This window comes from Paenibacillus sp. FSL H8-0104, assembly GCF_038050215.1.
GTDB classification, from domain to species: domain Bacteria; phylum Bacillota; class Bacilli; order Paenibacillales; family Paenibacillaceae; genus Paenibacillus; species Paenibacillus amylolyticus.
The window spans coordinates 832,073-853,896 of the sequence record NZ_JBBOTC010000001.1 but is presented as its reverse complement, the minus strand read 5'-3'; the positions used below and the strand labels follow the sequence as shown (position 1 = coordinate 853,896).

The following is a 21,824-nucleotide window of genomic DNA, read 5'->3' as shown; positions in this document are numbered from 1 at the left end:
GCTTTTTCAGGTTCTTTCTGTCCTCTCCGTTATCGTGTAAATCATTAATTCAACTTATCTAGCAATGTCGCGCACTGCTTTTCTTTGTATTGTATCACTTTTGTTCTGTTCTTGCGCCTGAGCTCTCATCATTTATCATTCGTAAAATCTCATCAATAATGACCTGAGGGTCTGTATACATAACCATATGTCCCGATTGATCGGCCCCAATCCATCTCGCATTGGATAGCTGGCTCACCGTCTGGCGATGCGCCGTGATGAGGGCAGGTCTGATTTTCCCCTCTCCCTTGCCCGGGTTCGTACCCGAGATCACGCTAACTTCCATATTACCCAGAGCCGGAGGATGTTCCAGGAGCCCTGCCATGTCATCCAGAAATGTTTTGCCTTCTGCAAGCATCGTGCTGGCTGCCCGTACAGTGAAATCCTCCTTGAGGTGATCCGCTGCCACATCGTCAGGCTGAACACTTCCAGCTTTGCTGCCAAGTATCTTATATAAGCCAGTCCGCGCCATGATTGGAATAATGAGTCCATTGATGGCAAAGCTCTTTCTAGTAAGCTTGGAAAAATACATTTCGCAATGCTCGTCTGATGGATCTACCAGAATAATGCCACGTAATCGAGATAGATGTGCAGCTGCCGCAGCCCGTACAATCGGACCGCCCCAGCTATGTCCAACCAGAATGAATGGGCCCGGGCCCAGAGCTGTCAGCAGTTCTCCAAGATCCCCTGCAATGCGTTCAAGGCTGCGGGGAGCCGAGTCGACATCACTTCGTCCCGCCCCTGCCCTGTCATACACAACTGCACGTGCATGCTCAGCAATGGCTGGTGCAACCAGTCCCCAGTTTGATCTGGAGGCGCCCATACCGGACTCAAATACAACCGTCAGTTCTCCTGTTCCCCTGGACATATAATGTAGTTTGCGACCATCGCGGGTCTGAACAAACGCACTTGAACCGAATGTATGTAAGCTAGGGTTAGGATTCATATTCCCCTCCTGATTACGTGCATAATCATCTATCACCGAATCTAATTGAAAATGATTATCAATTACTTCATTATAGATTAATCCATCCTTTACGACAACCATGTTGCTTCAGCAAGTTAGAGCAGTCCTGTCACCTCTGTCACGTTGCTAGAGTCATCCTCCCTCCCACCGTCCCGTTAACCCTCCTTTTTCCTTATGCAAAAAGAAAACCCGATCCATGATCGGATCGGGTAACTGTCCTAGCCACTATGCGGCTGGCCCTCATGCACATTCTTATGGCTTCGTGCGCAGTTCCTGCACGTATCGCATAATCGTAATCGCTTAATCCAAGGATGGACGAATACTCGGTTTAAGAGCACAGCCCCTTATCCCCTAATACCATGATCCTTGTTGTTCAGCTGCTCCAGAAGTTCATTCATCGCTTCTTCCGTCATGGCCCCACCGCTAAACGCAACTAGTGCTCGCAGCGGCATATATTTCATCATCGCATCCATCATATCTGCATGATCCCCGGCATCATCACCGCCGAACCCACTGGCTTCCTGGAATTGTTGCAAAGCCTGGTCCAGTAGCTGTTTATGGGCCGGATCACGCTGGATATCACCCAATGTACTATTACGCGTATAGGTTGGAAGGAATGTCGCTGTAGACTCTACGTTCACACGTGTGTGCACATGAATGTCCCGTGAGGAACTGCCTACCTGAATCTCGAACTCTCCGGTCTCCACATGCCAGTCCTTCATATCCACGTTGTAATAGGCGAATGAACGTTTGTTTAGTGCAAAGCTCACCACTTCGGATTCTCCAGGTTCCAGAGTCACTTTGGCAAAAGCTTTCAGTTCTTTGACCGGACGAATAACCGTGCTCTCTACGTCGCTGACATACAGCTGCACAATTTCCTTGCCTGCTCGGTCTCCGGTATTGGTAACCCGAACATGCACATTCACTTCATCCTGATCCGTCAGTTCTGTGCGATCTACCTTCAGATCAGCATATTCAAATGTCGTGTAACTCAGTCCATAGCCAAACGGGAACAGTGGCTCCAGCTCTTTTTTATCATAATAGCGATAACCAACAAAGATACCCTCCCGGTAATCGACACGATCCCCTTCACCAGGGAAATTCAAATAAGATGGATTGTGGCTGAGCTTGGCAGGGAACGTCTCCGCCAGTTTACCGGATGGATTTACCTCTCCATACAACAGATCAGCTATCGCTCCACCAACGGCCTGTCCACCAAGATAAGCTTCGAGCACGGCTTGTACTTGAGGTAGCCAAGGCATCTCCACTGGAGATCCGTTGCTCAGTACAACGACGACACGTGATTGAACCTTAGCAATCTCTTCGATTAACCGAATATGATTGTCAGGTAGACGCAGATGGGCACGATCATACCCTTCGGATTCATAACGATCCGGCAATCCAACGAACACCACGGCGGTATCCGCTGACTGTGCGGCCCGAACAGCCTCATGCATTAACGTTTCATCCACATCATCCGCTTCAATCCGATAACCCGGAGCATAGGAGAAGGTTACACCTTCGCCAGCCACCTGTGTCATTTCTTCCACAATATCATCCACTTTGGTCGGATTAATGTGGGAACTGCCGCCGCCCTGGAAGCGGGGTTTACGCGCAAATGCTCCGATTAACGCCACTTCGCCTTCACGGCCCAGCGGCAAGAGACCTTCTTCATTTTTCAACAAAACCATACTCTCGGCTGCTACCTTGCGCGCAAGTTGGTGATGCTCATCCTTGTTATATGTAGCCCCTTCTTGCTTTTGATCAATGGCATTGAAGATCAGCTTAAGTAGACGCTCCACTGCCCGATCCAGCTTGTCCAGCGGCAGTTGTCCGCTCTCTACGGCATCGATCACTTTTCGCTCACCGATTCCACCGCTTGTTGGCATCTCCAGTTCCAGTCCTGCTGCAAGGGCGTCTGCACGTTCATTGACCGCACCCCAGTCTGATACCACAAGACCTTCGTGACCCCATTCGTCTTTCAGGATATCCGTAAGCAACCATTCATTCTCACCTGCATACGTACCGTTCACCTTGTTGTAGGAACACATCACCGTCCACGGCTGTCCATCCTTCACCGCACCTTCAAAGCTCGCCAGATAAATCTCACGCAGCGTCCGTTCATCCACCACCGCATCAATCGACATACGCCGTTCTTCCTGATTATTAACTGCAAAGTGTTTGAGAGACGTACCCACACCCTGGCTCTGCACACCCTGAATATGACCGGTAGCCATCTGCGTAGATAACAACGGATCTTCGGAAAAGTATTCAAAATTACGTCCACCCAATGGGGAACGTTTAATATTTACACCCGGTCCAAGTAATACCGCTACATCCTCGGCCTGACATTCCTCTCCCAAAGCCACCCCGACCTGACGCGCCAGCTCCTTGTCCCATGAACTAGCCAATCCTGCCGCAGACGGGAAACAGGTTGCAGGCACACTCGACGTTAGCCCAAGATGATCCGCACTCCCATCCTGCTTGCGAAGCCCATGAGGTCCGTCCGTCACCATGATGGATGGAATGCCAAGACGCTCCACCCCTTTCAGATGCCAAAAGTCCAGGCCCGAGCACATACCCGCTTTTTCTTCCAGTGTCATCCGCTGTACCAGTTCCTTGATGTTACGTTCCACATTAACCCCTCCAGTTCATGATGTTGATACATAGCTATATCACTAAGCATACAAGGTTATCTACCACACATTCAAATGTTTACCCGGTTCGTAACGGTTACATAACACCAGTCATTCCGATTATAGGTCTATATTACTGATAACTCAGACGACTAATACTTTAAGACTATTAAAATCATTGTCATACCATGTCTAAAGTAATATAATTACAATGAAATCATATATTTACTTTAGGAGGAAGAAATTGTGAAGAAAAAGTTTATTATTGCGTTATCTAGCTTTACACTTCTTGGAGGTATGGCTATCGGCGCCGGAGCTGCACCAATCTTGGAGAAAATCACGGCCAATCTGAATTGGGGAATCAATTACAACATTTCAGGTAAAGCATGGAGCCCAGTAGATCAAAATGGTAAGAAATTAGCTGCAATTACATATAACAGCACGACATACCTACCTGTTCGTTCAGTAGGCGAAGCACTTGGAGTAGCGGTATATTATAACGGCAGTAGCCAAACTCTTATGCTTGGTGAGAAATCAGATAGGACACCTATAACATCTGAGAAAATTGTAACTGAATATAGTTCCTATGTTACGAAGGATAAACAATTCACTGTTCAACAAGGGAAAGATTATCTCTCTGGAGTTGTTATAAAGGAAATTAATAGTGCTGATAAAGGCTTCAATATTTCTACCGAAGGAAAATATCAAAAACTTGAAGTTTCTGTATTCCCAGTTGATGTAAAGACAGATATTAGTGTTAGAATTTTAGATGGAGATGTGTTGCTTAAAGAGATTATTATTGGTACATCTGATAAAATTCAAACTGCTTCATTCGACATTGGAGCAGCTAAAAAGCTGACTGTCGAAGCTGAAACTCTCAACATAACCGGTTCTGAAAGTTCTATTTTTGTTACTGGTAATCTAAATTAGAAATAAAATTTCAAATCTAGAAAAAAAACGTTACTCAAATGAGTAACGTTTTTTTCTTATAGAGACATTAAAATAATTTATCATTTGAATAGAGGATGTCTATCCACCCAATTTACGCCTGAGTCTTAAACCAAGCTGCCGCAGCTTCTGCCTCAGTACGAGTCAACTGATGACCCTGACGCTCCCAATGCGTGTTTACATCGGCACCTGCACCGCTCAGCAACGAAGCAAGTTCCTCCGTTTCACGTTTGGGTACAATCGGATCGTTCTCGCCCGCACCAATGAACACAGGCAGACCTTTCAGATCCGGCAGTTCGAGTCCGCGCAGCGGTACCATCGGGTGATGCAGAATTGCACCTTTGAATACATCTGCTTGATGGAAGATCAAGCTTGCCGCAATGTTGGCACCGTTAGAGTAACCCAGTGCATACACGCTGGACCGATCAAAACCATATTCCACCGCAGCTGCATCGACAAAAGATCCCAGCTCTGCCGTACGAGCAATCAGATCTTCTTCATCAAAAATGCCTTCGGCCAGGCGGCGGAAGAAACGGGGCATCCCGTTCTCCGATACATTACCCCGCACCCCAAGTATGCCAGCTCCTGGTGCGATCATCTCCGCCAGACCGATCAGATCATTCTCGGTTCCGCCTGTGCCATGAAGCAACAGGATTGTTGGCGCATCCGGCTGAGCACCTGCTTTATAGATATGTTTCATTGTATTGGTTGTGGTCATGATTTGGACTCTCCTTTCCATTCACGTACTTCAATTCGTGGCAACAATTGTTCAATCTGCTCACGCTGTGGTTCAAACCACTCAGGCAACATCAGTTTCTCACCCATGCTCTCTGCTGGTTCATCCCGTGCAAATCCCGGAGGATCCGTGGCCAGTTCGAACAGTATACCACCCGGCTCCCGGAAGTACACAGCGTTGAAGTATTGACGGTCAATGACTGGCGTTGGATGATATCCGGATTGTTCAAGATCCTGCTGAATTTGTTCATGTTCCACGTAATCTTTGGCACGCCATGCAATATGGTGAACCGTTCCGGCTCCACCAATCCCGCGTTGGATACCTGTGGACTGAATATCGATGATCTGACCAATATCGCCGCTTGCCTGAAGACGAAGAAGTCCGTTCTCTTCACCGACTTGCTCCAGACCCAGTTTGCTCACCAAGACGTCCATGGTTTTCTCAGGAACGTGGCTGAACAATACGGCTCCGCCAAATCCTTTGATGGCATGCTCCGGTGTCACACCGTTGAAACTCCAGTTGCTTGGCTGACCGCCTTCACGCTCAACCAGTTCAAGCAACAGACCGCCTTTGTCGAAGAAACGAATGTACTGCTCACCAAATCTGGTTTTATTTTCATATGGAATATCGAAGGAAGCAAGACGTTCTTTCCAGAAAGGCAGGCTTCCTACAGGAACCGCATATACGGTAACTCCAGTCTGACCTGACCCAATGACACCTCTTCTTGAATTCTGCTGTGGGAAAAAGGTAATGATTGTGCCCGGTGCACCCTGCTCATTCCCGTAATACAAGTGATACACGTCCGGTGCATCAAAGTTTATTGTTTTTTTCACCAGTCTGAGCGCCAACACAGCTGCATAAAAATCAACGTTTTTCTGCGCATCGTCAACAAAAGCTGTAATATGATGAATTCCTGAAGTTCTGAACATAATCTCCACTCCCTTGGTTTATTTACACAGACACTACGATGACAGAATAACCTTCCAATCGCTGTTATCCCCAGATTTTTTTGATTTCTATTCCTAAGGGAAAATCCGGGGATAGCTTATGCTTTCGATGCAGCTTTCTTACAGAAAGCTTTTAGGCGAACGCTTCGCTTTTTCAGTTTTTTTCTGTCCTCTTCGTTACGTGTAAGTTATTAGTTCGACTTATTTTGCTTCTTTTATTTATTGCTTTTCGTTATTTATCTTTAAATTAAGATTCTTTAAATTTATATTAATCCATTGGACCTCAATATGCAAGCTTTTATTTTAAAATTAAGATTTAATACAAAAAGCAGGCCCCGATCGCTCCGGGAACCTGCTTAGCGTTATAACGATTGATTAGCTTGTTTCGTATTCCTGTATTACTTTTGTATTAATGCTTCTTAAACCAGTTTCATTCTTTTTGGTGGATTCACCAAATCTTTATGCTCGTATTCATCCTTGATATCTCCGACAATCTCTTCAAGGATATCCTCCATCGTAACCATACCTACCGTAGCACCTGCCTCGTTTTTTACGGTTGCAATGTGTACACGGCTTTGCTGCATCTGGATCAGTACATCCTTGATTGGAGAACGCTCGGAGAAACTCGGTGTATTGTGAACAAATGTCTCCATATTGAAGTCTCTGCCTGCTGCTACACTCGTCAGCATTTCTTTCGTGTTAATGAAGCCAACAAAATGAGCCTGATCCCCATTCGCAATAACAGGGTATCTCGTGTATTCGTGTCGATTCAGCGTCTCAATGATCTGATCAATCGGCATTTCCTTATTCAGAGTAACAATTTTATCTCGTGGAATCATAATCTCCTGAAGCAGGCGCTCATCAAAAGCAAAAATGTTTTTGAGATAGTCCAGCTCTGTCTGGTTGATCTCGCCACTCTCGTAGCTCTGTGCCATAATCAGCTTCAGCTCTTCTTCGGAGTGAACGGTATCATGCCCGGCAGGTTTTACACCAAATATGCCAAGCAACAGACGAGCAGCTCCATTTAGCGCGTAGATGAATGGATTCATGATTTTACCGAACCAATACAGTGGTGGTGCCAGCAACAGCGTCATTCTCTCTGCAAACTGAATCGCCAGGGTTTTCGGTGCCAATTCACCAATAACCACGTGCAGGAACGTAATGATCGCCAGAGCAATACCATAGGAAAGCACGGTAGACAATGCCGCTGGTACTTCCATTCGCTCAAAGAGCGGATGCAGCATTTTCTCAACAGTAGGTTCACCCAAGGCTCCCAATACCAGCGCCGTGATGGTGATCCCCAATTGACATGCCGACAGATAATAATCCAGGTTGTGCGCCACTTTTTTGGCCAATACTGCCTTTTTGTTCCCTTCAGAGATCAATTGATCGATTCGGGACATCCGTACTTTAAGAATTGCAAATTCGGCTCCAACGAAAAAGGCTGTCAGACCTATAAATACGGCTACTAAAAATAAATTCAAGGCTATTATTCCGTCCAATGATTTCCCTCGGGTTGAGGGATTCACCTCCAAATAAAATTTATATTAAGGTTGCACAGACCACTCCGATGACAAAATAACCTTCCGACCGCTGTTATCACCAGATTTTTTTATTCCTTATATAAAAGGGGAAAATCCGGTGATAAAGGCGGACGCTTCGCTTCTTCAGTCTATTCTGTCCTCTCCGTTATCGCAAAAATATTTAAATTTTTAAAAGATTTCCGGACAAGATCACGCCAGATCGCTTGTAGCTTCCTCAACCTGTGCGCCGCTCACTCGTTCCAGAAGAACTTGTTTGATGTGATAGTTTTCGGTATCCACAACGGTCCAGACATAATCACCGTGTTCTACCGTGTCTCCTTTTTCCACACCTACACCCTTCTGGTACTGGATCCATCCAGCAACGGTATCCATCTCTTCATTACCTTCAAAGCTAAGTCCGAACTGCCGCTCCACTTCATCCAAAAGTACCCGACCATTAATGAGATATTGATTCTCTCCGGTCTCCTGAATATCGGCCACCTCATCGGCATCGAATTCATCGCGAATCTCACCGACAAGTTCCTCCAGAATATCCTCCATCGTAATGATACCCGAGGTACCGCCGTATTCATCCACGACCACGGCCATGTGTACACGTTCCTGTTGCATTTTAATCATCGCATCCTGGATACTTGTAACTTCGGAAACAAATGGGATCTCACGAACGAACTCGCTTAGTTGATACGATCTTGCGGCTACCATGTCAGGCAAAATCTTTTTCACATTCACAACGCCGATAATGCGGTCCTTGTCCCCATCCTCGATGACAGGGTAACGTGAGTAGTTATGTTCATCCAATATAGGAATAATATCGTCATAGGTCATATCCTGATCTAATGTCACCAGTTCTGTACGAGGTACCATGATGTCTTTGGCATCACGTTCGTCGAACACAAATACATTTTCCAGATATGAAAGCTTGGTCTTGTTGTTCTCGTCACCTTCGTAACTCTGGTTCATGATGATTTTGATCTCATCCTCCGAGTAGGCTTGATCATGTTTGGCAGGCTTCACACCGAATCCGCGCAGAAGAACACGTGATGTTCCATTAAGCGCCCAGATGAACGGATACATGATTTTACCAAACCAGTATAGCGATGGGGCGAGCATTAATGTCAGTTTTTCTGAAAATTGAATCGCTAACGTTTTCGGTGCCATCTCACCAACAACCACGTGCAAAAACGTGACGAGGATAAAGGCGATCGCATAGGAAGCAATCGACGAGATTGAAGCAGGTACATCTAAATAATTGAATACCGGATATAACAATCTCTCAACCGTCGGTTTTCCGAGCGCTCCCAGTCCCAGAGCAGTGACCGTAATACCGAGCTGACAGGCTGACAGATAATAATCCAGGTCCGAGACAACTTTTTTAGCCAATACGGCCTTTTTATTGCCCTCCGCGACCAGTTGATCCACTCTTGATGTACGAATTTTGACTACAGCAAATTCCGATGCTACGAAAAATGCAGTCAATGCAATCAAGATAATAAGTAAAACGATATTCAATATGGTAATTATGTCCAATGATTTCCCCGGTTCTCAGGGATTCACCTCCAGAGATAGTTACAGCGTGATACGTTAACTGTGTTAACCATTCATCAACTGTTAGTCTTTCAACACGACGTCTGCCTTATATAAAATTGATTTCAATGATATCTTTTGTATAAGTCTTACGTTTGACCTTGTAAAATTACAAAACAGGAATTCAAGATGAAGTCAATGACTTGCAGAAACTTCTTCATTCAAATCGGGTTACCCCTCATGCTGTCAATTGTTCCTCGCTTAACTCCACCTAGATTCGCCATTTGGACAATTTACAATATCGCCTACCCAATAGATATCCACCTCCCCTCGTACTCATTCCTGTTTCCGAAAAGTATACCATGTTTCCCGCTCAACCATCCAGTTGCACGTTATGGTTTGCCACAAGCTTACAGTATAATGTTCACAAATTAGTCTCTATGTATGTTACATACTTTATATAATATGATTGATATTACCTCATAATGTGATAATCTTCACATGTTTAGTATAGTCCAATTTATAAAAATACTACCCTTTACTTTAGGGCATTAAACATGCGTGATCTCCCTGATTTAATCCTGTTTCGAATCTTCCCCATATTCTTTCCCGTATAAAATAAGTCCGGCCGTATGCACAAGATACATCTATATACGTAGCAAAGAGCCCGCAAGATGCAAATACCTTTCCGGTATACATCTTTACGGGCTCTTACATTCATTCTATACGAGTGCTTTGGCAGCAATATCCGTTCGCTGATGTTTACCATCAAAATGGATACGCTCCGCCTGTTGATAAGCTTTGTTTCTAGCTTCGGCAATATCCGTACCAAGGCCAACTACACCCAGGATCCGTCCACCATTCGTAACCCAGTCTCCCGCTTCACTACGCGCTGTACCTGCGTGGAATACCACGGCGTCATCTACTTGGTTCAGTCCTTCAATGACTACACCTTTGGCATAAGGACCCGGATAACCTCCTGAAGCAAGCACCACACATACTGCGGCTTCATCACTCCATTCAATCTCAATATCAGCCAGCTTGCCATGGACGGTTGCCCAGAAGATATCGAACAAGTCACTCTTTAGGCGTGGCAATACGACCTGTGTTTCCGGATCACCAAAACGTGCGTTGAACTCAATCGTTTTGGGCTTACCATCTGGTGAAATCATCAGCCCGGCAAACAATACACCCTGGAATGGGCGTCCCTCGGACACCATCGCTTTAGCCGTTGGTTTGATGATCGTCTCCACGGCTTCTTCAATAATCGATGCTGGGATATGTGGCAATGGTGAGTATGTACCCATCCCGCCTGTGTTTGGCCCCTGATCATTGTCGAATACAGGTTTGTGATCCTGTGCTGCGGCCATCGGACGAACCGTCTCCCCATCGACAAAAGCCAGAATGGACATTTCCTGCCCTGCGAGGAATTCCTCGATGATGACTTTGGCTCCCGCTTCACCAAATACCTTCTCCACCATGATGCTACGCAGAGCCTGATCAGCCTCATCACGGGAATAAGCTACTGTCACACCTTTGCCCGCTGCAAGTCCATCTGCCTTGATGACAACCGGAATTGCTTGCTCATTCAGGTATGCTTGAGCTTGTTCGTAGTTGTCGAATTTTTCATAAGCTGCGGTTGGAATGTTGTATTTGTGCAGCAGGTCCTTCATGAACGTTTTACTTCCTTCGATCTCTGCTGCATTACGACGGGGTCCAAATACCGGAATACCTGTCGAATCAAATGCATCCACAATCCCATCCGCAAGCGGATCATCCGGACCAATAACCACCAGACCTACTTTAAGCTCTACAGCAAGAGCCGTTAGTTTATCGAATTCATTCACCGCAATCGCATGACACTCAGCCAGCTGAGCAATGCCTGCATTTCCCGGTGCACAGTGAATCTTGTCTACCTTTGGGCTCTTCGCCAGTGCCCAGATGATTGCATGCTCTCGGCCACCGCCGCCTACTACCAGAATATCCATTCGTTCTGTTCCCCCTCCGTGCATAACTGGATTTGTTACGCTATCGCGTGTTGAAAAAACTAAAAAATAGGGGGTGTACCATAAGTCATTAGCATGACAGGCGACACCCCTTATTAAACCTTTTTCGTTCTAGTGTTTGAAGTGCCGAATTCCTGTGAAGACCATGGCAATTCCGTATTCATTCGCTACTTTGATGGATTCTTCATCTTTGATCGATCCACCAGGTTGGATCACTGCTGTAATTCCGGCTTTTGCAGCCAGTTCCAGCGTATCACCCATTGGGAAGAACGCATCAGATGCCAGAATAGCACCTTTTGCTTGCTCGCCCGCTTGCTCAATCGCAATTTTGGCTGCACCCACACGATTCATTTGTCCAGCGCCCACACCCACTGTCATGTCATTCGCAGCAAGCACAATAGCGTTGGATTTCACGTGTTTAACTACTTTCCAGCCAAACAATAGCTGTTTCAGTTCTTCTTCCGATGGCGCACGATCGGTTACCACGTTCAGCTCGCTCGCTTCGATGGAGTGTACATCGGACTGTTGCACGATCATACCACCGTCGATGGACGTTACCACGAACTGGCTCTCCCGTTTACGAGCAGCATTCAGTTCACCCGTTTTGAGCAAACGAATGTTTTTCTTCTTCGTCAGGATATCGAGAGCTTCTTGCGTAAAGTCAGGAGCAAGTACGATCTCCAGGAAAATCTCGCTTAATTTGCCTGCTGTGTCGCTGTCGATAATGCGGTTCGCTGCCACAATGCCACCAAAGATAGACGTTGGATCTGCAGCATATGCCTTGCTGTAAGCTTCATAGATACTTGCGCCAATGCCCACGCCGCATGGATTCATATGTTTAACTGCGACAACGGCTGGTTCTTCAAATTCTTTAACAATCTGCAATGCTGCGTTCGCATCGTTGATGTTATTATAAGACAACTCTTTGCCGTGCAATTGCTCGGCTGTTGTCAACGTATCTTGTGCAGCCAGCGGTTTGCGGTAGAATGCAGCCTGCTGGTGTGGATTTTCGCCGTAACGCAAATCCTGGAGTTTTTCGTAAGTAACCGTCAGACGCTCTGGCAGTGGATCGCCATTTACGTTGGACAGGTAGTCGGAGATGAGTGCATCGTAAGCCGCCGTATGACGGAACACTTTTGCCGCAAGCCGTTTGCGAGTTTCGAGAGTGGTATCTCCATCGTTGCGCACTTCCTCCAGCACTTGGCTGTAATCAGATGCGTCTACAACGACACTGACAAAGGCATGGTTTTTGGCTGCCGAGCGAAGCATCGTTGGACCGCCAATATCGATGTTCTCGATGGCATCTTCGTATGCTACGTCCGGTTTCGCAATTGTCTCTTGGAATGGATACAGGTTCACGACAACCAGATCGATATAGCCGAGACCGAGTTCTTCCATCTGGCGTGTGTGCTCTTCGTTATCACGCACAGCCAACAACCCACTATGAACTGCCGGATGCAATGTTTTGACACGTCCGTCCATGATTTCCGGGAATCCGGTCACATCCGAAATTCCGATGACAGGTACGCCTTCCTTCGACAACAGGCTACTTGTACCTCCTGTCGAAATAATCTCCACACCCATTTGCGACAGCTCGCGGCAAAAGTCCACGATGCCCGTTTTATCCGATACGCTAACCAGCGCTCTTTTGATACTCACAATATGCTCCTCCTTTAATGTCCCATGGCTTCGCGTTTCCTGACGAAACACAGCCGATTTATTTCCCGAGAAATATCACAAAATGCGTACCAATATTCGACTTCTGTTATAGAAGTTGAACCAAGATGTTTACACGGGACACTCCGATGACAGAACAACCTTCCAATCGCTGTTATCCCCAGATTTTTTGATTCCCTTTTCTTAAAGGGAAAATCCGGTGATAAAGGCGAAGCGTATGCTTCCGATGCAGCTTTCTTTCAGAAAGCTTTTAGCTTCGCTTTTTCAGGTTTTTTCTGTCCTCTCCGTTAATGTGTAAAAAAATTCAACTTATATCAAACCGGTTTGTTAACAGTCACGTGACGTCCGTCTAACTGAACCAGACCTTGCGCGAACCAGGAAACAACTTCAGGGTATAACTGCTGTTCAGCCGCATGAATGGAACGGCTGATTGACTCAGGCGTATCCTCTGGCAAAATTGGAACCGGATGCTGGGCAATAATCGGCCCTGTATCCATGCCTCCGTCCACAAAGTGCACGGTCACACCCGTAACTTTCACACCGTATTCCAATGCCTGTCCAATCGCATCCTTACCTGCAAATGCCGGTAGCAAGGACGGATGAATGTTAATCAACCGCCCTGCGTAACGATCCACCACAACGGAAGTCAGCAATCTCATATATCCGGCAAGAACGACCAATTCGATCTTTTTGGATTCAAGCACTTCCACGATCTCTGACTCATAGGCTTCACGGGAAGCATAATTTTTCGGAGTAAACAGATGACAGTCCACGCCTGCGTCCTGTGCCCGCTGCACAACACGTGCAGATGGTTTATCACACACGAGCAGATCAACGGATGCATTCAGCCCACCATTCCGTACTGCATCGACCAATGACTGAAAGTTAGTCCCTTCACCCGAGGCAAATACAGCTATGCGGTAGTTCGCCATTAAACATCCGCTCCCGTGAAGGTTACTCGCGCATCTCCTTCAGTAACACGGCCAATGATGTACGCTTCTTCACCAGATGCTTTCAGTTGTTGCAGCGCTTCCGATGCATCTGCTTCATTAACGACCAGTACAAGCCCGACACCCATGTTAAATGTGGTGAACATGTCACGGTTCGAGACAGCACCCTTTTCCTGTAACAGGTTGAAGATTGGCAGGATCGGCCAAGAGCCGTAGTCAATATCCACATTCACGTTGCTCGGCAACATACGTGGGATATTCTCGATGAAACCACCACCTGTAATGTGAGCCATACCTTTTACTTTTACCTTTTCCAGCAAGGACAACAGGGGTTTAACATAGATCTTTGTAGGTTCCAGCAGTGAATCTCCCAGCTTACCACCCAGTTCCGCTACTTCATCATGCAGATCAAGTCCCGCATCTTCCAACAAAAGTCTGCGTACCAGCGAGAATCCGTTACTATGCACACCGCTGGAAGCAAGTCCAATCACTGTGTCGCCAGAGGCGATGGTTGTACCATTGATGATCTTCGCTTTGTCCACGATCCCCACCGTGAATCCGGCAATATCGTATTCGCCTTCACTGTACATGCCCGGCATCTCCGCCGTCTCGCCACCGATCAACGCACAACCAGATTGATGACACCCTTCAGCGATACCCGCGACAATAGCTTCAATTTTCTCAGGAATGACTTTGTCACATGCCAGATAGTCAAGGAAGAAGAGTGGTTCTGCACCCTGTACCACAATGTCGTTCACACACATCGCTACCGCGTCGATTCCGATGGTATCGTGACGGTCCATGGCAAATGCAATTTTCAGCTTGGTGCCTACGCCATCCGTACCAGATACAAGCACTGGCTCATCGTATTTATCTTTGTTCAAACCGAACAGGGCGCCAAAGCCTCCCAGATCTGTCATCACTTCCGGACGGAAGGTACGCTTCACGTGTTTTTTCATCCGTTCAACCGCTTCATTACCTGCCGCGATATCAACGCCGGCCTTTTTATATGCTTCGGACAAGTGGAATCATCTCCTTTTTTTTCGCCCCACCTAAATCCTCCCGCCCGGGAGGACCCCATAGGACCTTGGCAGGCCCTCTGGACACCCGCCAAAAAAGCGGTGCAGAGGTGGCTGGTATGATCTTGCTATGGCTAATTCGTGCGTGATCTCGCGGGATTGTTCGCCGATTCCGTTGGCTGCAAGCCATCGGTCGGCGAACCCTGCTCAGCTGCGCTGCGGGGCAAGCCCGCTGGGCAGCTGCTTCGCTCGGCTGCCTGGCCCCTGTTGCTCCGCAAAGCGGGGCTTAAGGGCGCGGGCTACGCCCGGGGGCAGCTGCTTCGCCTGGCTGCCTGGCCCCTGTTGCTCCGCAAGGCGGGGCTAAGGGCTCGGGCTAGGCCCGGGGGCAGCTGCTTCGCCTGGCTGCCCTGGCCCCTGTTGCTCCGCAAGGCGGGGCTTAAGGGCTCGGGCTAGGCCCGGGGGCAGCTGCTTCGCCTGGCTGCCTAGCCCCTGTTGCTCCGCAAGGCGGGGCTTAAGGGCTCGGGCTAGGCCCGGGGGCAGCTGGCTTCGCACCGCTTCCTGGGCCCCTGTTGCTCCGCAAAGCGGGGCTATAGGGCTAACAGCTACAGCCGAATTTTTCCTCGCCGCCAAAGTCGAGGCGGGTTGGGTAATCATGATCAAAACATGCGAGACATAGTCCGCCCTTCGGATCATCCTGATTATCTCCCTGAATCGATGCAATCAGTCCATCGGGGCTGAGGAACTCCAGGGAGTCCGCATTAATTTCACGGCAAATTTCTTCCACCGACAACTGTGAAGCAATTAATTCACGGCTGTCAGGCGTATCAATACCGTAGAAACACGGGTTTTTGAAAGGTGGTGATGTAATGCGCACATGAACCTCGGTAGCTCCTGCATCACGCAGCATATTCACGATCCGTCGGGAAGTTGTTCCCCGTACGATGGAGTCGTCAATCATAACCACACGTTTGCCTTCCACAACGCGACGCACAGCGCTCAGCTTCATCTTCACACCCTGCTCCCGCAATTCCTGGCTTGGCTGGATAAACGTACGTCCGGTGTATTTGTTCTTGATCATACCCATCTCATACGGAATACCTGTCTGTTCAGCGTATCCAATTGCTGCCGAGATGCTGGAATCTGGTACCCCCGTAACCAAGTCCGCATCCACAAACGACTCAATCGCCATCCGGCTTCCCATCCGTTTACGGGCCGCATGCTGGTTCGTACCATTCATATCACTATCCGGACGAGCAAAATAAATATATTCCATCGCGCATAACGCCTTGCGGTGTTTGTGATGATCAAAGCGATCCTCGTGCAGACCATCTGCATCCAGCACAAGCAATTCACCCGGCTCGATATCACGAATCAACTCTGCGCCGATCGTTTCGAGTGCACACGTCTCGGATGCAAACAGATACGCATCTCCCAGCTTACCCATCGTCAGCGGACGAAGTCCGTGCGGATCGGAAGCAACCAGCAACTTGTCGTTGGTCATGATCAGAAATGCATAACCACCCACAATGCGCTGGAATGCCTCTTTTGCAGCTTCCACAAGCCCTTTGGAGGATCGTGCAATTAGATGCGCAATGACTTCAGTATCACTCGTTGTTTGGAAAATGGAACCGCTCTGCTCCAGCTCGCGCCGGATCGTTGGTGCATTCACAATGTTTCCGTTGGTCGCTACCGCCAAATCGCCATCACGGTATTTGAATACCAGAGGCTGTGCGTTCGTCAATTTACTGTCACCACTCGTTGAATAACGGACATGTCCAATGGAAATATCCCCGGTCAGCGTCTGCATCAGGTCTTTGGTGAATACTTCCTTCACCAGACCCATGCCGCGATGATAGTTAAACTGGCTGCCATCACTCACACACATGCCTGCACTTTCTTCGCCCCGATGTTGCAGCGCATGCAGTCCATAATAGGAGAGCGAAGCTGCGTCAGGGTGTCTGAACACCCCGAACACGCCGCATTCTTCTTTCAATTTGTCGAGTCCTTCCTTGCCGGACCCTTCATTATAATAATCGCCTGTCCACAACGGTCCTGTCGTCAGTTCATGAGACATGGAATCGCATCCTCCCAGACCTGAGCCAAACCTCCTACAGGTTCGCTCACGGCTGATGTTCCGTTCAACTCAATCGTCAGGTTACTTCCTTCTACACGTCCAATCACAGCTACAGGTACACCGCGCTCACGTACAAATGCTTCAAGTTTACCCGCTTGCTCTGGCGTAGCCGACAACAAGATACGGGATTGGCTCTCACTGAACAGAGCGTGATCTGCACGCAGTGCAGTCTCCACATTCACCTGTGCTCCTACGTTACCGCTGATACAAGACTCTGCGAGTGCTACAGCCAAGCCACCTTCAGACAAGTCATGTGCAGAGCGAACGAGTCCGGATTGGATCGCTTCCAGCACCGTGCTGAGCAGCGCTTTTTCCGTTTGCAAGTTCAGTTCTGGTGGACGACCTTCCGTCTGACCATGAACCGCGTATTGCAACTCGCTGCCACCCAGTTCAGCTTTTGTTTCACCGAGGAGGATGATAACATCACCTTCGGATTTGAATGCTTGTGTCGTGATATGATCCGTATCATGAACGAGACCTACCATACCGACAACTGGCGTTGGATAGATGGAGCCTTTGGCATTTTCGTTATATAGACTTACGTTACCACCGATGACCGGCGTATCCAGCACACGACAAGCTTCCGCCATACCGTCTACCGCCTTCTCCATTTGCCAGAAAATATCCGGCTTCTCCGGGTTACCGAAGTTCAAGTTGTCCGTAATCGCCAGCGGCTCTGCACCGGAACATACAATGTTACGCGCTGCTTCACTTACGGCAATCCGTCCGCCAACTTCAGGATCAAGGTACACATAACGTCCATTACAGTCCGTTGTCATCGCGAGACCTTTGCGTGTGCCACGAATCGTAACTACGGCTGCATCCGAACCCGGACGAACGGCAGTGCTTGTACGCACCATATAGTCGTATTGATCATAAATCCATTTTTTACTTGCTACTGTTGGTGATGCCAGCACTTGTTTCAGTGCTCCGCCGAGATCCGACACTTCGTCATAACGAAGCGTGTCGATGGAAGCACTTTGCTCGTAGTAGGCAGGTACAGAAGAAGGTTTGTCATACACTGGACATTCGTCAACCAAAGCCGTTACCGGCATATCTCCGACCACTTCGCCGTGGTGGATCAATTTCAGACGACCATCATCCGTTACTTTACCAACTTTGGCACAGATTACGCCCCAACGTTCAAAGATCTCCATCGCCTGCGCCTCATCCTTCGGCTCAACAACGAACAACATCCGTTCTTGGGACTCGGACAACATCATCTCGTAAGGCGTCATGCCTTCTTCACGCTGTGGTACCTGATCCAGATACAATTCCAGACCATTACCCGCTTTACTTGCCATCTCTGCACTCGAACATGTCAGACCCGCAGCACCCATATCCTGAATTCCGAGCACGATGCCCGTGTCGATCAATTCCAGACAAGATTCCATCACCAGTTTCTCCATAAACGGGTCACCGACCTGAACCGCTGTCCGTTGGGACTCGGATTCTTCCGTCAATTCAACCGATGCAAAGGTTGCTCCATGAATACCATCCCGGCCTGTTGGCGGCCCAACATAATACACAGGGTTACCTACACCTTTAGCTACACCGCGTTGAATCTTATCATGATCAATCAGACCTACACACATCGCGTTAACCAGCGGATTGCCTTCATAGCTCTCATCAAACATCACTTCGCCACCAACGGTAGGAATACCGATACAGTTACCGTATCCAGCAATACCTGATACGACATGCTCGAACAGATATTTAACGCGATCGCTCTCCAATTTGCCGAAACGAAGGGAATTCAGTATGGCTATCGGTCTTGCACCCATGGAAAAAATATCACGGATAATGCCGCCCACACCTGTTGCCGCACCTTGATAAGGCTCAACCGCGGAAGGATGGTTATGGCTTTCAATTTTGAATACAACGGCCTGATTATCACCGATATCCACGATACCGGCACCTTCACCAGGTCCCATCAGGACACGTGGTCCAGTCGTTGGGAAACGGCGCAGCAATGGCTTGGAGTTTTTATAAGCACAATGCTCGGACCACATTACACTGAACACACCAATTTCCGTGTAGTTTGGCTTACGCCCCATGAACTCACAGATCAGCTCATACTCGCTGTCAGATACGCCCATTTGTGCGTAAAGTTTATGTTCTGCGACCTGTTCTGCTGTTGGTTCCTTAGCGGATAGCTGCTGCGTCATGCCGATCCCTCCATGCTTTCAAAATAGATGTAAACATACGTTTGCCGTCTTCCGAACCAAACAGTGAATCCACTGCACGCTCTGGATGCGGCATCATGCCGACCACGTTTCCAGCCTCGTTACATACTCCTGCAATATCACCCAAGGAACCGTTCGGGTTGGTACCATACGTAAATACGATCTGGTTGTTCGCTTGCAGACTCGCGAGCGTCTCCTCGTCGCAATAATAGTTGCCTTCACCGTGAGCAATCGGGATGATAATCTCCTCGCCGGGTGCATAGTCACGTGTAAATGGTGTATCTGCGTTCGCCACTTTCAATACCGTATCGTGACAACGGAATTTCAGGGAAGTGTTGCGGATCAATGCGCCTGGAAGCAATCCCGCTTCCGTCAGGATCTGGAATCCGTTGCAAATACCCAAAATATATTTACCTTGTTCAGCAGCTTTCGCTACCTCGTTCATTACCGGTGCAAAGCGGGAAATCGCTCCGCAACGCAAGTAGTCACCATAAGAGAAACCACCCGGAACTAAAATACAATCATAAGCCGAAAGATCTGTAGCCGTGTGCCATACATAATCAACCTCTTGTCCAATGGCATCTTCCACTGCCTTGTAACAGTCGATGTCGCAGTTGGAGCCAGGGAACACAAGAACTGCAAATTTCATGAGATTAACCCTCCAATTCGTAGCGGTAATCTTCAACAACGGTGTTGGCCAGCAGCTTTTCACACATGACTTTCAAACGTTTCTCCGCTTCCGCACGATCTGTTGTATCCAGGTTCAGTTCCATGACTTTACCGATCCGTACACTTTCCACTTCGTTGAATCCCATTGAATGCAGGGCTCCTTGAACAGCTACGCCTTGCGGGTCGAGTACGCTTTGCTTAATAGTGACATATACGGTTGCTTTGATCATGATCCTTATGTTCCTCCTCAGTAATGAACGGGATAAATGCTTTACGCTGTTAAAAAAGTTACTTTTGGTGCTTGCTCCGGGGCGGATTGTTCTTTCCGGTCGCTTGTTGTCCCCAGGTTTTTTGGATTGTTTTGGCCCGCTCTGCGGTCAAAACCCGGGGACAAAGGCGAACGCTATCGCTCCTTTAAGAACAATTCCGCCCCTCCGCTAGTCCATGCGACGTTTTTTAAAGGCCTAAACCTTTTACGTTGCACGGTGTGTAATGGTCTAGCCTGACCATTCCTTCAAAACAGTGAATGGTGAATGGTCTTTAAGTTACTTTAGTAATTAGTGAATTTAATTCTCTTAATTTTTCAGGCTTCCCCTACCTGTGGGAAGCCACCGCTCTTAATTGCCTCACCCACCAGTTTGAACACTGGCGGAGGGAAAGATTTGAGCTAGAGAAGCGTAAGCGTTCGCCTTTGCAACCGGAATGTTTCCTTTTGAAAAAAGGATTCCAATCAAAACATTCCGGGGGCAACAGCGATCGAAAGCCAAACTTTCTCGTAGCCCGCTCAAACGTTAGTCTCCTCAAACGTTAAACTTTATTATTTCGTTAAACGGTTATAAATATCGACGTATCTTGCGGTTGTTGCTTCAACTACCTCTTGTGGAAGTGGATCGGGTTTGCTGTTCTTGTCCCAATCGGTTCCGGCGAGATAGGTTCGCACTGGCTCTTTATCCATGCTGTCGATCTCGATGTCGAGTTCATAATTCTCTTTGGCCCAGAAGCGTGAAGCATCTGGGGTGAAGATTTCGTCAATCAGGATGACCTTGCCATCCACGATGCCAAACTCGAATTTGCAGTCTGCGAGGATGATGCCACGCTGATCACAGTAATCACGGGCGAATTCGTACAGTCGTAGGCTTTTTTCCTGAAGCTCAACTGCGAGTGCGTCTCCCACCAGTTCTTTCATGCGATCCATTGGGATGTCCTCATCGTGACCAACATCGTTTTTGGCTGCCGGTGTGAAAATGGGAACTTCGAGCTTGGCGTTTTTGCGAAGTCCATCAGGCAGTTTAATGCCATTCACTTCACCACTCGTCTCGTATTGTCTCCATCCCCCACCCGTGATGTATCCACGCACAACACACTCAATATCAATGCGTTCAGCTTTGCGTGTTACCATGATGCGGTCTTTGAGCAATTCAGGGTCTGTGATAAGGTCACCCAGTTGATTCACATCGGTATGAACGACGTGGTTTTCCATCATGTCACCTGTCAGTTCAAACCAGAAGCTGCTTAGTTTGTTCAGTACGTTTCCTTTCTCGGGAACTGCCGGGTCCAGCACGTAATCAAATGCCGAGATTCGGTCGGTAACCACGATCAGAAAATGTTCACCCAGATCGTACAATTCACGTACTTTTCCTTTATATAACAGAGGTGCTTTAACGAGATCTGCCGCAGTGGACAGTGCCATGGGCTCACCTTCTTTCAGGAGATGTAAAGTATACGTCCAATTCCCCTCTTCACGCGGGGCCACTACGAATGCAGAACAACCTTCCGATCGCTGTTATCCCCAGATTTTTTGATCCCACTTTTGCAAAGTGAAAATCCGGGGATAAAGGCGAG

General features: G+C 48.0%; 16 protein-coding genes. 1 reads left to right on the top strand and 15 read right to left on the bottom strand.

The features are described from left to right. Positions 1–94: 94 nt before the first annotated feature. Together NST38_RS03915 and NST38_RS03910 are read right to left on the bottom strand one after the other, a co-directional pair. On the bottom strand, positions 95–985 hold the full coding sequence (locus NST38_RS03915) for an alpha/beta fold hydrolase (RefSeq protein WP_076253855.1): 891 nt from the start codon (positions 983–985) through the stop codon (positions 95–97). Positions 986–1,350: 365 nt separating this feature from the next. Next, positions 1,351–3,642, bottom strand: a complete 2,292-nt coding sequence (locus tag NST38_RS03910) for a beta-glucosidase family protein (RefSeq protein WP_076253829.1) — start codon at positions 3,640–3,642, stop codon at positions 1,351–1,353. Positions 3,643–3,888: 246 nt separating this feature from the next. Between NST38_RS03910 and NST38_RS03905 the strand changes: the two genes are divergently transcribed. Next, positions 3,889–4,572 (top strand): stalk domain-containing protein, encoded by a 684-nt coding sequence (locus NST38_RS03905; RefSeq protein WP_076253830.1) that lies wholly within the window; start codon positions 3,889–3,891, stop codon positions 4,570–4,572. A 112-nt stretch (positions 4,573–4,684) separates the two neighbouring features. Here NST38_RS03905 and NST38_RS03900 read toward each other — a convergent pair whose 3' ends face one another. The 13 genes from NST38_RS03900 to NST38_RS03840 all read right to left on the bottom strand — a co-directional run bounded on the left by NST38_RS03900 (position 4,685) and on the right by NST38_RS03840 (position 21,672). Then, entirely contained in the window at positions 4,685–5,290 is a 606-nt protein-coding gene (locus NST38_RS03900) for an alpha/beta hydrolase (protein ID WP_076253856.1), read from the bottom strand. 14 nt (positions 5,291–5,304) lie between these two features. Next, positions 5,305–6,255: a ring-cleaving dioxygenase gene (locus NST38_RS03895; protein WP_076253831.1), complete on the bottom strand. Its 951-nt coding sequence runs from the start codon at positions 6,253–6,255 to the stop codon at positions 5,305–5,307. Between the two features lie 437 nt (positions 6,256–6,692). Then, the gene (locus NST38_RS03890; RefSeq protein ID WP_036606063.1) at positions 6,693–7,775 is read right to left on the bottom strand and encodes a hemolysin family protein; all 1,083 of its coding nucleotides are present in this window, start codon (positions 7,773–7,775) and stop codon (positions 6,693–6,695) included. Between the two features lie 231 nt (positions 7,776–8,006). Further along, positions 8,007–9,344 carry a hemolysin family protein gene (locus tag NST38_RS03885; RefSeq protein ID WP_076253832.1) on the bottom strand — a complete coding sequence of 446 codons (1,338 nt, stop codon included), beginning with the start codon at positions 9,342–9,344 and terminating at the stop codon, positions 8,007–8,009. A gap of 719 nt (positions 9,345–10,063) precedes the next feature. Next, complete coding sequence (gene purD, locus NST38_RS03880) at positions 10,064–11,329, bottom strand: phosphoribosylamine--glycine ligase (RefSeq protein WP_076253833.1); 1,266 nt, start codon at positions 11,327–11,329, stop codon at positions 10,064–10,066. A 129-nt stretch (positions 11,330–11,458) separates the two neighbouring features. Further along, positions 11,459–13,006 (bottom strand): bifunctional phosphoribosylaminoimidazolecarboxamide formyltransferase/IMP cyclohydrolase, encoded by a 1,548-nt coding sequence (gene purH / locus NST38_RS03875; RefSeq protein WP_076253834.1) that lies wholly within the window; start codon positions 13,004–13,006, stop codon positions 11,459–11,461. 332 nt (positions 13,007–13,338) lie between these two features. After that, complete coding sequence (gene purN, locus NST38_RS03870; RefSeq protein ID WP_076253835.1) at positions 13,339–13,956, bottom strand: phosphoribosylglycinamide formyltransferase; 618 nt, start codon at positions 13,954–13,956, stop codon at positions 13,339–13,341. After that, positions 13,956–14,996, bottom strand: coding sequence for a phosphoribosylformylglycinamidine cyclo-ligase (purM, locus tag NST38_RS03865; RefSeq protein ID WP_076253836.1), 1,041 nt, complete (start codon positions 14,994–14,996; stop codon positions 13,956–13,958). The genes purN and purM overlap by 1 nt, the downstream gene beginning before the upstream one ends. A gap of 592 nt (positions 14,997–15,588) precedes the next feature. Further along, on the bottom strand, positions 15,589–17,067 hold the full coding sequence (gene purF, locus NST38_RS03860; RefSeq protein ID WP_036606069.1) for an amidophosphoribosyltransferase: 1,479 nt from the start codon (positions 17,065–17,067) through the stop codon (positions 15,589–15,591). Continuing rightward, complete coding sequence (gene purL, locus NST38_RS03855; protein WP_076253838.1) at positions 17,052–19,295, bottom strand: phosphoribosylformylglycinamidine synthase subunit PurL; 2,244 nt, start codon at positions 19,293–19,295, stop codon at positions 17,052–17,054. The genes purF and purL overlap by 16 nt, the downstream gene beginning before the upstream one ends. Continuing rightward, on the bottom strand, positions 19,273–19,962 hold the full coding sequence (purQ, locus tag NST38_RS03850; RefSeq protein WP_036606071.1) for a phosphoribosylformylglycinamidine synthase subunit PurQ: 690 nt from the start codon (positions 19,960–19,962) through the stop codon (positions 19,273–19,275). Before purQ ends, purL begins: the two co-directional genes overlap by 23 nt. 4 nt (positions 19,963–19,966) lie before the next feature. Further along, positions 19,967–20,212, bottom strand: a complete 246-nt coding sequence (gene purS, locus NST38_RS03845) for a phosphoribosylformylglycinamidine synthase subunit PurS (protein ID WP_017690695.1) — start codon at positions 20,210–20,212, stop codon at positions 19,967–19,969. A 587-nt stretch (positions 20,213–20,799) separates the two neighbouring features. Next, a complete protein-coding gene (locus NST38_RS03840) occupies positions 20,800–21,672 on the bottom strand; it encodes a phosphoribosylaminoimidazolesuccinocarboxamide synthase (protein ID WP_076253839.1) in 873 nt (290 codons plus the stop codon). Positions 21,673–21,824 lie beyond the last annotated feature (152 nt).

What these genes read in the sequence shown, in the direction of transcription:
- purD (WP_076253833.1), bottom strand. Translation starts at nt 11,329, where the DNA reads ATGGATATTCTGGTAGTAGGCGGCGGTGGCCGAGAGCATGCAATCATC.
- NST38_RS03915 (WP_076253855.1), bottom strand. Translation starts at nt 985, where the DNA reads ATGAATCCTAACCCTAGCTTACATACATTCGGTTCAAGTGCGTTTGTT.
- NST38_RS03840 (WP_076253839.1), bottom strand. Translation starts at nt 21,672, where the DNA reads ATGGCACTGTCCACTGCGGCAGATCTCGTTAAAGCACCTCTGTTATAT.
- purS (WP_017690695.1), bottom strand. Translation starts at nt 20,212, where the DNA reads ATGATCAAAGCAACCGTATATGTCACTATTAAGCAAAGCGTACTCGAC.
- purN (WP_076253835.1), bottom strand. Translation starts at nt 13,956, where the DNA reads ATGGCGAACTACCGCATAGCTGTATTTGCCTCGGGTGAAGGGACTAAC.
- purL (WP_076253838.1), bottom strand. Translation starts at nt 19,295, where the DNA reads ATGACGCAGCAGCTATCCGCTAAGGAACCAACAGCAGAACAGGTCGCA.
- NST38_RS03895 (WP_076253831.1), bottom strand. Translation starts at nt 6,255, where the DNA reads ATGTTCAGAACTTCAGGAATTCATCATATTACAGCTTTTGTTGACGAT.
- NST38_RS03900 (WP_076253856.1), bottom strand. Translation starts at nt 5,290, where the DNA reads ATGAAACATATCTATAAAGCAGGTGCTCAGCCGGATGCGCCAACAATC.
- purQ (WP_036606071.1), bottom strand. Translation starts at nt 19,962, where the DNA reads ATGAAATTTGCAGTTCTTGTGTTCCCTGGCTCCAACTGCGACATCGAC.
- purF (WP_036606069.1), bottom strand. Translation starts at nt 17,067, where the DNA reads ATGTCTCATGAACTGACGACAGGACCGTTGTGGACAGGCGATTATTAT.